This is a genomic window from Pelosinus sp. IPA-1 (assembly GCF_030269905.1).
Classification (GTDB): Bacteria; Bacillota; Negativicutes; order DSM-13327; family DSM-13327; genus Pelosinus.
Genome location: NZ_BSVC01000021.1, coordinates 1 through 12,675 on the forward strand (window position 1 = coordinate 1; position 12,675 = coordinate 12,675).

The window sequence follows — 12,675 nt, forward strand, 5'->3', positions numbered from 1 at the left end:
TTTTTTGGATTTGAAGATGAAGTCAGGCTATGTGATTTTTTAGTACAGCATTTTCGAATAAAGAATGGGAGGAATGCATTTTGACAGTTTTATTAGAAGACGCACTACGAACACTACTTCCATTAGTACAACCTAGCTGTAGTATGCGGTTGCCTTTAGAAAAATGCTTGGATCGTATTTTGGCAGAAGATATCATATCCGATATGGACTTTCCGCCCTTTGATCGTTCACCGTTAGATGGTTATGCCTTTCGCCTAAAGGATGTGCAAAAGGCCAGTCCACAAAAACCAGTGCTTTTAAAACAGGTTGATTACGTGCCTGCAGGAACATGGCCTACTAAGAAAGTGGAAGCTGGTGAAGCAACGAGAATCATGACAGGTGCTAAGATTCCAGAAGGCGCCGATGCAGTGATCCGATTGGAAGATACCATCATGGATGGAGAATACGTAGAAATTAAACATTATTCAGAACAAATGGGTAAAAATATTTGTTTCCAAGGAGAGGAAATCCGTAGTGGAGAAGTCGTTTTGGTACAAGGGACATGTTTAAAGGAGGGAGAGTTAAGCATGCTAGCCATGCTGGGCCATGTTACCCCGTTGGTTTACGAAAAACCTAAAGTTGGTATTTTGGCTACTGGCAGTGAACTGATTTCTGCCGCTGAAGCATTGAGCCCAGGGAAAATACGTGATACGAATAGTTATATGCTGCTTGCCAAGGTACTTCTAGCGGGTGGTGAACCGATCCTATTAGGGCAAGTAGAAGATGATATTGAGGCTATTGCAGAAAAATTTTATACCAATCCAGGCTTATCTGTTTATATTACAACTGGGGGAGCCTCCATTGGTGATTATGATTTAATGGAAAAATTATTTGCAAGATTGCAAATTCCCATGCTTTTCAACAGAGTGGCCATCAAACCAGGAATGCCTGTTTTAGCAGGACAATGGAAGGATTCACTATTTATCGCATTGTCGGGAAATCCAGCCGCAGGCAGTGTTTCCTTCGAGGTTCTAGTTCGGCCCTTGCTCCTTAAAATGACGGGAGTTCAAAAATGGCACAGGCCTAGGGTGAAAGTAAAGTTACATGGTGAAATAAAAAAAGCTTCTGACACTAGGAGATTTGTCTGGGCGCATTGTTGGGAAAAACAGGGAATGCTCTTTGCTGAGCCTCTTCATTATCAGGGTAATGGTATGCTAAGATCTATGTTAAAAGCAAATGTTCTGCTAGATATCCCCGAGGGGAGTGTTGCCTTAGAGGATGGTGTCGAGCTTGAAGCAATACTACTGTTATCCTAATCCATTTTCAGGGGGAATTTGATGAAAGTAATACATGTGACGGAAGCTATCGGTATGATTCTCGGACATGACTTAACAAAAATAGAACCAGGGAAATTTAAGGGCGTAGCCTTTAAGAAAGGCCATGTTATTAAGCCCGAGGATATTCCTATCATGTTAAGTATGGGAAAAGATCATGTTTATGTAATGGAAATAGGCACCAAGAATATACACGAAAACGAAGCGGCCCAAGGATTAGCTGAAGTAGCAGCTGGTGCAAATTTGATATTGGATGAGCCAGGCGAAGGAAAAGTAAATATAAGAGCAGCTAATGCAGGGTTATTAAAAATTGATGTAAGTATTCTAAGGAAAATTAACGGAATGAAAGGGGTCGCTCTTTCCACCCTGCACACAGATACTGTAGTAAAAAAAGGGCAGCTAGTGGCCAGCGCTAAGATTATTCCTCTTACCTTACCACGGGTCTTGTTAGAAAAAGTGAAAAAGCTGAGGGCAGGAAAGGAAATCATTCGAGTTCAGCCATTCACTCCACAAAAGGCTGGATTAGTGGTTACTGGTAGTGAAGTTTATTATGGACGTATTGAGGATAAGTTTGAGGGAGTCATTAAAAAGAAGATAGAAGCGTTAGGAAGTCAGTTAACACAAACTATGTTTGTGCCGGATGATGTAAAGAAAATAACGGCTGCAATTCAAACTCTTGCAGCCCAAAATGATTTGGTATTTGTTACGGGAGGTATGTCAGTTGACCCAGATGATATTACTCCAGTAGCTGTTCGTAAGGCGGGAGCGAGAACTATCATATATGGTACACCTGTTCTACCGGGTGCCATGTTCTTAGTTGCCTATCTGGGGGAGACTCCTATTTTAGGTATTCCAGCTTGCGGAATGTTTAGCAAGGTCACGGTATTGGATGTCGTCTTACCCAAGGTATTGATTGGTGAGAAAATAACTCGTCAGTACATTACTTCTTTAGGGCATGGTGGCTTATGCCAAACTTGCCCAGATGGTTGTCGTTATCCTAATTGTTCTTTTTGCAAATAGATGGAGAGGTTGGTGGAGAATGGTTTTATGTTAGAGCTAGATAATCAGAAGAGTGATACGGAACCAATGCAAGAGATTACGGCTTTGCTGATTTCGATGCTTGATCAATTGCAAGAAGTACGAATTCGTTTAATTAAAATAATAGTAGCAGTAGCAGTTGGTAGTGGTATCAGTTATTTCTATGCTGCAGAAATACTGCAATGGATTACTGTTCCTGCGGGACATTTATATTATATGAATCCGGCAGAAGCCTTTTTTTCTTATCTAAAGATCTCATTTTTTGCAGGTTTTTTATTAGCTTTACCCGTGGTATTATATCAGGCTTGGGCCTTTATCATCTCAGCACTAAAAAGGAAAGAGTGCACGGCATTGGCAATTGTCGTACCATCGTCAGTAATATTATTTTTCGCTGGTCTGGCATTTTCTTATTATTTGGTATTGCCAGCAGGCATTATATTTTTTATGGGGTTTGCCACTGAGAATCTGCAGCCCATGTTTTCATTGAGTGAGTATTTATCTCTGGTTATTTCATTTTTACTCCCTTTTGGCTTTATTTTCGAATTGCCCTTGTTGATTATGCTGCTGGCCAATTTAGGTATCATCAGCTCTATGTTTTTAATAAGCAAACGTAAAATCTTCTTGGTATTGGCATTTGTAATGGGTGCGGTTTTGTCACCCACACCAGATGTTCTCTCTCAAACGATGGTAGCGCTTCCCATGCTCATACTCTATGAGATCAGCATTATGATTGTAAAATATGTACTGAGAAAATGAGGAAATAACTATTTGTCTTCGTGCTCTCTAGGGAGTGGTGAAAGGAGCTGATATAGTTGGGAATTATAGATTCCTATGGGAGAAACATTCGGTATCTACGAGTTTCTGTTACTGATAAATGCAACTTTCGTTGTTCCTACTGTATGCCTGCAGGAAATACAAAATGGTTCCCCGAAAGAGAGATACTCAGCTATGATGAGCTGTTGCGTATGATCCGTATAGCGGTGAAAGCGGGTATTACCAAAATACGTATTACGGGCGGGGAGCCTTTAGTAAGGAAGGATCTCATTCCTTTTATTGCAGAGATTAGAAAAATTCCAGGAATTCAAGACTTATCTATGACAACTAATGGGAGTTTACTAAGCCAGTATGCGCTGCAGTTGAAAAAAGCAGGACTAGATCGAGTAAATATCAGCCTGGATACTTTACGCGAAGATCGTTTTAATAAAATAACGGAGCGTTCTATGTTTCGCCAAGTTCTCATGGGGATAAAAAGTGCGGAGCAGGCTGGATTTACGCCCATCAAGTTAAATGTAGTGGTTATGAATGGCATCAATACGGATGAATTAATCGATTTTGCCCGACTGTCATTCGAGAAATCATATGAAATCCGCTTCATTGAATATATGCAATTTAATTCTGATAGTAGAAATCTACTTGTTCCAACCAAGCAAATCAAGGCAACTCTTAACCAAGCAGGATGGGGTACTCTAGTAGAACAACCTGGTAGCGATGGTCCGGCTACTGTGTTTCGATTCCCGGGATCTCAAGGTAGCATTGGGTTTATATCCGCTACCACTGAACACTTTTGTAATCAATGCAATCGAATTCGTCTTACTGCAGATGGGCGGCTTAAGCCATGTTTATTATCTAACTTCGAAATTGATATTAAAAGAAAGATGCGTGCAGGGGCTACGGATTTTGACATTGAGAATCGATTAAGGCTTTGTATATGGCAAAAGTCTGCTCAACATGGTTTAGATGGCAAAGAGGTATTTCAGCGAGGTATGTTCCAAACGGGAGGTTAATTTAATTGGATGGAAACGTAGTACTATAAATGATTGGAGGATTGAAATATGTTTAGTTTTAGTATGGCTGAATTATCAGTAATTTTAGTGATTGCCTTAGTTGTTTTTGGTCCAGGGAAATTACCGGAAGTGGGAAAGGCGCTAGGAAGAGGTATTCAGGAATTTAAGCGGGCAACTACGTTAGAGCGCGAAAAAGAAGAACCTGCTAAAGATAAAGATTTATTACAAAACGAGGAAAAAAAGATATAACGATTTAAATAGAAATGGCAAGAATGAGGGCTTGTGCCTTACATTCCTGCCATTTTTTATTTTACGATGATACCCTGCTCTATTGCATACTTTACCAAATCAGAGCGTTTTTTTGCTTGGAGCTTTTCCATAATTCGATACTTATATGTTTCAATGGTACGGGCGCTTACCATAAGCTGCTGGGCTATTTCGGCATTGGAATAACCAAGCGCGATTAGTGTAAGAACTTTATTTTCTTGTGCGCTTAAGGGTTTCGTATTTGGTGAGGCAATTGGCGGCTGAGGTTCTTTACACTCTGTAAGCAATGATTGAGCCATACTGGATTGAATATATACCTCGCCAGCAAATACCGTACGAATTGCATGATACAACACATCATCCGCTGCTTTCTTTAATACATAGCCCATCGCTCCCGCTGCAAAGCCTTGCCGTAAATAGCTAATGTCTTCGTGCATAGTAAGTAAAATGACTTTTATATCGGGTGAACGTTGCTTAATGCTCGTAAGGCATTCCAATCCATTCATCCCATGCATGGAGATATCCAATAATACAATATCAGGTTTGGCCGTTTCTATAAGAAGTAAAGCGGCATCGCCGCTTTCTGCTTCGCCAATAACTAGGATATCCGATTGATTCGCTAACAAAGACTTTAATCCGGCACGCATTAAAGCGTGGTCATCCACGATTATTATTTTAATTTCGCTCATAGTGCCCTACCTTTCAACAAGTGGTATTCGTACATAAATGGTTGTACCTAGCCCTGGAGATGACTCAATGGTGAATGTTCCGCCAACTAAAATTGCCCGTTCCCGCATACCATATAATCCTAATTTATTATTGCTGGCATTACCATTCATTAAGACATCTACTTCAAAACCGATTCCATCATCCTCAATGATGAGTTCCAGCACATTACTTTTACGAGTAATGATTACACTCACGTTTTGAGCCTGCGAGTATTTTGCTATATTTGTGAGTGCTTCCTGTACAATGCGATACACTGGAATTTCAATTTCGCGCAGAATACGTTCGCTGATTTCCTGTACTACGTGAAAGTCAATATCGATTTGGTGTGTTTGGCGATAGTCGGCAATGTATTTTTCAAGGGCTGCAATCAAGCCCATATCATCTAAAATACTTGGTCGCAATTCTACAGCTAGGCTATGAATTCTGCCTAAGGTATCTTTGACTACCCTGCGCATGTCTTCTATCTGGCATTCACTACTATTTCCAGTACAATTGTCAGCTAGACATTTAAGACCCATCATAAGTGAAGTCAAGGTTTGACCTGTTTCATCATGGAGTTCTCTGGCAATACGTTTACGCTCTTCTTCTTGAGCCACAATAACTTTTTGTAACAGATGAACCATTGCTTCTTCTTTCTGGTTAAGTTCTGCCACAAGTTTTTGAAGGGATTCAGTCATTGAATTAAAGGCTAATCCGAGTTTACCTAATTCATCCCCAGAATGAACAACAGCCCGTTGGGTAAAGTCACCTGCTGTTATTGCGCTTGTTACCCTGACCAATTCACGTATAGGCTTGGTTAAGCGATTGGTCAAATACATGGTAAGCATAATTCCAACCAAGACGGCAGCCAACGTATAAAACAACATCTTTTTGGTAGTACTATTGAGTACTGCCTGTAGACTTTTATTACTCAAACCAATATGCACTGTTCCCAATCGCCCTTCAAAAATCGGAACAACGATATCGCGAATAACGCCCTCTTCTGTAGATAACTCAGTAACCTGATAATGTGACGGTACTTCGGGAATATTGGCTGATAATAATTCAGCCGGGAAATGATTCTGAAAGGAGTGCGCTAATAATTCACCATTAACCCCCACAACAAAAGCGTATCGCACATCATCGTTAGACTGCTGCGTATTCTTGACTAATTCATGTAAATCATAATAATTATTAATCAAAATAAGATTCGATGCTTGTGTTGCTAACATATTGGCAATAGAAAGCCCGCGTTTTTCTTGTTGTTCAGTAAATAATTTTTCCATTACAAGTCTAGTTTGGAACATATTAGTTCCTGCTAATAACAGTAAAATAAACAATAAGATCGCCACAATTTTGATGAAGAAACTTTGTGATAGTATTTTCATGTCATAGTTTCTCCTTTGTAGACAACCATATTGACTTTAAGTGGGCATAATCCTGGTAATCAGGAGTAACGAATTTATCATATTCTAAAGCTCGTAATGCCTTTTGCCCCTCTTCATCTTCATTCATAGCAAGAAGTAGTGCTTGCACTCGTTGTTTTAGCGTCGCATCGAGGGATGGATTGACAACAACAGGGGGAATACCTACATGGATTGATTTATCAATCACCTTGATCTTTGTAGCAAGGTTTGGCTCTCGCTTTAAAGTATGATCAAATACGATACTGTCTACTGCAGCGGCGTCGGCGATTCCATCAGCCACAGCTCTTATTGCATTATCATGGCTATACGTATAAAAAGTACGTCCAAAGTAGGTAGCACTGTCAATACCATGAGATTCTAGCATATAAACTGGTGCAATGCGTCCGGAAAATGACATGGGGTCGGTAAAGGCAAAGGAGCGTCCACGTAAATCTAAAATAGAGTCACCTTTCGTGTTCTGATTGGTAATGATATAAGACTGGTATACGTGTTCATTCTTTACGGTAGGAATAGCCAAAAGTTCCATACCGAAACTCTCACTACCGGCTGCATAGCCGCCGCTACAGACAAATGCGACATCAGCACTACCTACCTGCAGCAAATCATTAACTTCTTTATAGGACTTGCGTTGAAGAAGTATCACTGGATACCCAAGTTTCATCTCAAGGTAATCAATCAAGGGTTGATAGACAGTCAACGTTTCCTTTGGAGATAAAATAGACGATACAGCAACTCGTAAAGGAACCGGATCAGGCATTTTATCTTTTACAAGGACTTGTGAATCTATATTGTTGAGATGCACAATTTTAGTTGGAGACGAAGAACAGCCACTTAGATATACACCCATCAATAGTACCAATATAGTCATAAATAATTTTCTCATGTAAGCCTCCATATAAGAAAGATTGATAGTCCAATCTTCGGTCATAAGACGTCATTTAGATAAAGATTTCTCTACTTTGACCACTTATCCCTGCATAAGACAATAGTCAAAAGTCTCCATTGCTTTATTAAAGGCTACTGAAAACACTTACATAGTTTCATGTAAGTGTTTTCCCTTACAAAAGTATGTGGGTTTTACTTATACCCGTATTTTTTGAAAAATGAGATAATGTATTTGTACGAAACTATACAGATCTCCGAGCTGTGATAAACAGCCGATAGGGTACTCGTACAGTGCCTGCCCATATTTGGCGAAGGAGAGAAGAGTAGGGAGGAAGGCTTTATGGAGAGAAAAGATATTTTGCTCACCATGCAAAGTGATTTGACAAGAACACTTCAAAAACCGCCAGAAAAGCGTCACTGGGGGATGCTCATCGACACTCGGAAATGTGTCGGTTGCCATGCCTGTACGATTGGTTGCGTGTCAGAGTATAAACTGCCACCTGGAGTAGTATACCGGCCTGTAATGGATTATGAGAGTGGACAATTTCCGAATACAAAAAGAAAATTTCTGCCTCGTCCTTGTTTTCAGTGCGAAAAGCCATCTTGCGTATCTGTATGCCCTGTGGCTGCCACGAAGAAAGAAGCCGATGGGATTGTTTCTATCGACTATAAGAAATGCATCGGTTGCCGAGCCTGTATTTCAAACTGCCCCTATGGTGCCAGGACTTTTGATACAGGAGCCTATTATACGGAAGGGACTCCCGCCGTTCAGCCATACGAAAAGGCTGGATTTTATGAATATGAAAAAGTATGGCACAGAGATAGTAAGCATGGTGATGTGATTAGTAGCGCAAGAAAGTGCCATTTTTGTACCAGTCGCATTGCTAAAGCATTGCTTCCTATATGTGTATCAACCTGCATAGGTCGTGCCACGTATTTTGGTGATCTAAATGATGATCAAACTCTTATTAGCCAAGTGATATCGGCAAATAAAACCTATCGTCTTAAAGAAGAAACGGGTAATAACCCGCAAGTATATTATATTTAGGAGGTGCGGCTCGTGAGTAAAAAGAGTAACATAATTTTGCTGGCGTTATTTGCTATTGGTGCGGTGCTCGCACTAGGTAAAGTATTTGTTTGGGGTGAAAGTGTAACCAATTATGGTTCCTATACCACATGGGGATTGTGGGTAGGATTATATATTTTTTTGGTTGGTTTAGCCGCTGGAGCGGCTTGGACGGGAATTTACGCTGCTTATCGTAACCATGGAGAACCGAATCAATTAACCAACCTTAGCTTAATTGTAGCTGGCGTTAGTTTGGCATTCGGTTTGGCGTTTATTGGTATTGACCTTGGTAAACCGCTGAAAGGTAGTTCTATATTCTTAAGTCCTTCGTTTAGCTCTAAGTTGACTTGGGCCTCCTGGATTTATACCCTATTCTTCGGATGTCTTGCTGGTTATTTTCTGACACAAGCCAAAAGGGTGTTTATGATTCTTGCTGGTGTAGCAGCAGCCGGATTTGTCCTTGCTGAAGGTTTGTTTTTTGGTGGTATGGTTGCGCGGACGTTATGGCATACTTGGCTAACACCTCTTTCGTTTTTTACCTCTGCCGTAGCCGCTGGATGCGGTATGGTTTATGCTGTTGGACTCATCAGTAGTAGAAATATCATAGTCGCGCAAGGGGCTTTTCTAAGAAGAACATTGATTTTTGCAGTGATAACTCACGTTGTTGTTGAAGGAATACATTTAGCTAGTGGTCTAGCTGGTGGAGCAGAAAAGGTTATTTTAACCAAAACCATGTGGACAGCGGTGCCTTTTTGGGGAATGTTCTTGATCGTTGGAGTAATAGCTCCTCTTACCATGCTGTTTAAGAAATCTGATAAGGTGAATCTTGTGCCTCCATTCCTCGTTCTGTTTGGCTTAGCAGCCTACAAGTATAGCTTTGTACGCTACGGATTTAGTCAAGAGACTATTCCGGGAATATCCAATGCTTTTCAACATGCTAGATTGTCCTTGACCTATACTCCGTCTAGCGTGGAGTGGATCGTTGCAATTGGCTTCTTATCGGGACTGCTCTTGGTGGCAAATTTTGTGGTCACTAAGTTTTTCGCGATGAAAGACAAGAAGCAGACTCCACCAGTCGAAGTAATAACTTAGAGTAATGGGGATAAGGAGAGAAAAATCATGACTAAGAATATAGTAGAAAAAGTGTTAAATAATAAATTCAGCCGCCGAGGCTTTATCGCGGGTACTGTGGCAATGGGTTGTGCTGCATTTTTAGGTAGTGATAGCAAACTTATGAGTTTATATGAGAAAGCTAAGGCTGGAACATTGACTCCGGAAGATGAATATATGCTGAATCAGGCGGAAAATATCATCTATACCACTTGTTTGCAATGTAATACTGGTTGTTCAATAAAAACTAAATTCTTGGATGGAGTATTAGTAAAGATTGATGGCAATCCGTATTCTCCTTGGACAATGAGCCCTCATCTATCTTATGATAGTAAAACTCGTGATGTGGAAACCATCGATAGTGCACTGTGTCCGAAGGGGCAGGCTGGCATTCAAACATACTATGATCCCTACCGTATTCGAAAGGTATTGAAACGTGTGGGTAAGCGTGGTGAGAACAAATGGGAAAGTATTCCTTTTGACCAAGCTATTAATGAAATTGCCAGTGGTGGCAAGCTGTTTGCTAACGTTCCAGGTGAACAGGATAGAGTAGTGGAAGGTATGGATACATTGTGGGCCGTGCGCGATCCTAAAATTGCGAAAGAGATGGGCGATTTCGTTGGTAAGATTTTAGGCGAAAAAGATAAAGGGAAGAAAGGAGCTCTTGTTCAAGAGTTTCAAGTCAAATTTAAAGACCATTTGGAAGGAATGATTGATCCTAATCATCCAGATCTCGGACCGAAAAACAATCAGTTTGTCTTTTGGTGGGGCCGTTTGAAGGATGGACGGGGAGATTTAATCAAGCGTTTTACCCTTGACTCATTTGCTTCGAACAACGCACATGGACACACGACAGTTTGTCAAGGGTCCCTGTATTTTACTGGCAAGGCCATGAGTGAGCAATGGAAGTATGATGCCAAGAAAAATGCCATGTCATGGATGGACGGGAAGAAATTTTACTGGCAGGCTGAGCTTGAGGAAGCTGAATTTGTGATTTTCGTCGGCGCTAATGTATTTGAGGCTAATTATGGTCCACCCCTTCGTACTCGCCATATTACAGAAGGTATTAGTTCAGGGCGAATGAAGTATGTTGTTATTGATCCCCGCTATAGTAAAGCCGCAACTCATGCGTGGAAATGGGTTCCGTCTATTCCAGGCAAAGATACAGCCATTGCCATGGGTATGATGCGCTGGATCATCGAGAACAAACGTTATGACCAAAAATATCTAATGAACGCCAATAAGGCAGCGGCAAAGGCGACAGGCGAACCAACGTGGAGTAATGCTCCTTGTTTAATCAAAATGGTCGACGGCAAGCCTACTTTATTCTTGAGGAGCCATGAAATCGGTTTCGAAAAAGAAATGATTACCAAAGAGGGCAAGACTTATGTCAATGAAAAATTTGTGGTGTTTAATAACGGAGAAGCAGTAGAAGTTGATCCTAATGATGAAAAGGCAGCCGTGTATGGTGATCTTTTTGTTGACACGGAGATCAATGGTATTAAACTGAAATCAGTCATGCAGCTATTATATGAAGAAGCGAAAGCTCATAGTATTGATGAATGGGCTGTGGAAGCTGGTACAGAAGCAGCTGTAATCGAGCAATTAGCCAAAGAATTTACTAGTCATGGTAAAAAAGCTGTGGTGGATATTCATCGTGGTGTATCCCAGCATACTAACGGTTTCTACAATGTGTTAGCCTGGAATACATTGAATTTACTTAATGGCAACTATGACTATCGCGGCGGTTTCATTGCCAAATCTGAGTACGGAACAGCAGGTGGCAAACCTGGTCAACCTTTCAGCATCGGAAATCATCCAAAAAAGATTGCTCCTTTTGGCACACCTATTATTCGTACTGGCGTTAAATATGAGGAAAGTACACTATTCTCCGGGTATCCGGCTAAACGCCCTTGGTTCCCGCTGATTAGTGATATTTATCAGGAAGTTGTCCCATCCGCCATGGATATGTATCCATATCAAGTGAAATCACTATTTTTATATATGGGTTCACCCGTATACTCCTTGCCGGCCGCCCAAGCTGTTTTAGATACCTTATCCGATGTGAACAAGATACCACTATTTGTTACCTTTGATACGACCATTGGTGAAACTTCGGTTTATGCGGACTATATTATCCCCGATCTGACCTATCTTGAGCGTTGGGAAATGCATGGCGGACATCCAAGTATACCTTATAAAACGATGCCTATTCGTCAACCAGCAGCAGCTCCTCTTACGGAAACCGTTACCGTATTTGGTGAAGATATGCCTCTAGGCCTTGAATCCTTCCTTCTAGGTTTAGCAGAAAAAATGAATATGCCTGGGTTCGGTCCTAATGGATTTGGAGCCAATCTTCCATTATCTCATTTTGATCAGCTGTATTTGAAACAAGTAGCTAATGTGGCCACTGATGGCAAGGCGGTGCCTGATGCTACAGAGGAAGAAATAAAAATATTTATGGAAGCTCGCAGGCACTTACCTAAAAGTGTATTTAATCCGGAGAGATGGAAGGCGGCTTGTGGCGAGTCGAGCTGGCGTAAAGTTGTTTATGTATTAAATCGTGGGGGAAGATTTGAAGAGTATAACGCCGCTTGGGATGGAGAGAAAGTCAAGAATAAATATGGTACGCTGGTAAATATGTATGTAGAGAAAACGGCCCAAACCAAAAACTCCATGACCGGGAAGCATTTCACTGGGATGGCTACTTACATTCCCGAGATCCAAGACTCAATAGGTAAGCCCCTGACAGATGAGAAAGATGGTTACGATCTAACACTGATTACCTATAAAACCATTCAGCACACTAAGACTCGCACAGCTGCTGACTACTGGCTACTTGCTCTTGAAGAAGAAAATAGTTTGTTGGTTAGCAAGTTAGATGCTGATAAACTTGGTTTAAGTAATGGTGATGTTGTAAAAGTAACATCGGCTACTTGTCCAGATGGAGTTTGGAATCTAGGATTGCAAGGTACGAAGGTGATATCTGGTAAAGTAAAAGTTACCGAGGGAATACGTCCAGGAGTAGTTGGCTTTTCATTGGGAAGCGGCCACTTTGCCAATGGCAGTAAAGACGT

11 protein-coding genes are annotated in these 12,675 nt (G+C 41.0%); 8 read left to right on the forward strand and 3 right to left on the reverse strand.

Going from position 1 to position 12,675, the window contains the following annotated elements; translation table 11 throughout:
- The first annotated feature begins 80 nt into the window (after positions 1 to 80).
- Genes QSJ81_RS25400 through QSJ81_RS25420 form a run of 5 tightly spaced genes read left to right on the forward strand, consistent with a single transcriptional unit; the run spans position 81 to position 4,384 of the window.
- Entirely contained in the window at positions 81 to 1,295 is a 1,215-nt protein-coding gene (locus QSJ81_RS25400) for a molybdopterin molybdotransferase MoeA (RefSeq protein ID WP_285720081.1), read from the forward strand.
- 21 nt (positions 1,296 to 1,316) lie between these two features.
- Positions 1,317 to 2,333, forward strand: a complete 1,017-nt coding sequence (locus tag QSJ81_RS25405) for a molybdopterin-binding protein (protein ID WP_285720082.1) — start codon at positions 1,317 to 1,319, stop codon at positions 2,331 to 2,333.
- 27 nt (positions 2,334 to 2,360) lie between these two features.
- The gene (gene tatC / locus QSJ81_RS25410) at positions 2,361 to 3,107 is read left to right on the forward strand and encodes a twin-arginine translocase subunit TatC (protein ID WP_285720083.1); all 747 of its coding nucleotides are present in this window, start codon (positions 2,361 to 2,363) and stop codon (positions 3,105 to 3,107) included.
- Between the two features lie 56 nt (positions 3,108 to 3,163).
- Positions 3,164 to 4,135: a GTP 3',8-cyclase MoaA gene (gene moaA, locus QSJ81_RS25415; RefSeq protein ID WP_285720084.1), complete on the forward strand. Its 972-nt coding sequence runs from the start codon at positions 3,164 to 3,166 to the stop codon at positions 4,133 to 4,135.
- A gap of 48 nt (positions 4,136 to 4,183) precedes the next feature.
- Positions 4,184 to 4,384, forward strand: a complete 201-nt coding sequence (locus QSJ81_RS25420; protein ID WP_285720085.1) for a twin-arginine translocase TatA/TatE family subunit — start codon at positions 4,184 to 4,186, stop codon at positions 4,382 to 4,384.
- Positions 4,385 to 4,440: 56 nt separating this feature from the next.
- Here QSJ81_RS25420 and QSJ81_RS25425 read toward each other — a convergent pair whose 3' ends face one another.
- The 3 genes from QSJ81_RS25425 to QSJ81_RS25435 are packed head-to-tail and all read right to left on the reverse strand — an operon-like array spanning position 4,441 to position 7,420.
- Positions 4,441 to 5,091: a response regulator gene (locus QSJ81_RS25425; RefSeq protein WP_285720086.1), complete on the reverse strand. Its 651-nt coding sequence runs from the start codon at positions 5,089 to 5,091 to the stop codon at positions 4,441 to 4,443.
- 6 nt (positions 5,092 to 5,097) lie between these two features.
- A complete protein-coding gene (locus QSJ81_RS25430; protein WP_285720087.1) occupies positions 5,098 to 6,498 on the reverse strand; it encodes a HAMP domain-containing sensor histidine kinase in 1,401 nt (466 codons plus the stop codon).
- A gap of 1 nt (position 6,499) precedes the next feature.
- Complete coding sequence (locus QSJ81_RS25435; RefSeq protein ID WP_285720088.1) at positions 6,500 to 7,420, reverse strand: substrate-binding domain-containing protein; 921 nt, start codon at positions 7,418 to 7,420, stop codon at positions 6,500 to 6,502.
- A gap of 342 nt (positions 7,421 to 7,762) precedes the next feature.
- Here QSJ81_RS25435 and QSJ81_RS25440 point away from each other — a divergent pair, with 342 nt between their 5' ends.
- The 3 genes from QSJ81_RS25440 to QSJ81_RS25450 all read left to right on the forward strand — a co-directional run.
- A complete protein-coding gene (locus QSJ81_RS25440; protein ID WP_285720089.1) occupies positions 7,763 to 8,470 on the forward strand; it encodes a 4Fe-4S dicluster domain-containing protein in 708 nt (235 codons plus the stop codon).
- Between the two features lie 12 nt (positions 8,471 to 8,482).
- Positions 8,483 to 9,580, forward strand: coding sequence for an NrfD/PsrC family molybdoenzyme membrane anchor subunit (nrfD, locus tag QSJ81_RS25445; RefSeq protein WP_285720090.1), 1,098 nt, complete (start codon positions 8,483 to 8,485; stop codon positions 9,578 to 9,580).
- A gap of 27 nt (positions 9,581 to 9,607) precedes the next feature.
- Positions 9,608 to 12,675: molybdopterin-dependent oxidoreductase (locus QSJ81_RS25450; protein WP_285720091.1), on the forward strand; the 3,068-nt coding region annotated here is incomplete at its 3' end.

Excerpts from the sequence above, each read along its gene's own strand:
- QSJ81_RS25405 (WP_285720082.1), top strand. The coding sequence starts at position 1,317 with ATGAAAGTAATACATGTGACGGAAGCTATCGGTATGATTCTCGGACAT.
- QSJ81_RS25430 (WP_285720087.1), bottom strand. The coding sequence starts at position 6,498 with ATGAAAATACTATCACAAAGTTTCTTCATCAAAATTGTGGCGATCTTA.
- QSJ81_RS25425 (WP_285720086.1), bottom strand. The coding sequence starts at position 5,091 with ATGAGCGAAATTAAAATAATAATCGTGGATGACCACGCTTTAATGCGT.
- QSJ81_RS25420 (WP_285720085.1), top strand. The coding sequence starts at position 4,184 with ATGTTTAGTTTTAGTATGGCTGAATTATCAGTAATTTTAGTGATTGCC.
- QSJ81_RS25440 (WP_285720089.1), top strand. The coding sequence starts at position 7,763 with ATGGAGAGAAAAGATATTTTGCTCACCATGCAAAGTGATTTGACAAGA.
- tatC (WP_285720083.1), top strand. The coding sequence starts at position 2,361 with ATGTTAGAGCTAGATAATCAGAAGAGTGATACGGAACCAATGCAAGAG.
- QSJ81_RS25435 (WP_285720088.1), bottom strand. The coding sequence starts at position 7,420 with ATGAGAAAATTATTTATGACTATATTGGTACTATTGATGGGTGTATAT.